Genomic DNA, 494 nt, shown 5'->3' on the forward strand with positions numbered 1-494 from the left:
TAGAGAGTTTGATCATGGCTCAGATTGAACGCTGGCGGCATGCCTAACACATGCAAGTCGAGCGAACCCAGCTTGCTGGGTAAGCGGCGAACGGGTGAGTAACGCGTAGGAATCTGCCTGGTAGTGGGGGACAACGTCTCGAAAGGGACGCTAATACCGCATACGCCCTACGGGGGAAAGGGGGGGATCTTCGGACCTCTCGCTATCAGATGAGCCTGCGTCGGATTAGCTAGTTGGTAGGGTAAAGGCCTACCAAGGCGACGATCCGTAGCTGGTCTGAGAGGATGATCAGCCACACCGGAACTGAGACACGGCCCAGACTCCTACGGGAGGCAGCAGTGGGGAATATTGGACAATGGGCGCAAGCCTGATCCAGCCATGCCGCGTGGATGATGAAGGCCCTAGGGTTGTAAAATTCTTTCAGCAGGGACGATAATGACGGTACCCGCAGAAGAAGCCCCGGCTAACTTCGTGCCAGCAGCCGCGGTAATACG

1 rRNA gene is annotated in these 494 nt (G+C 56.9%); it reads left to right on the top strand.

The annotated features are described in order from the left end of the window. Positions 1-494 (top strand): 16S ribosomal RNA (locus ACVQ8P_RS00325); the annotation flags it as partial.

Source organism: Dellaglioa sp. BT-FLS60, assembly GCF_054941065.1.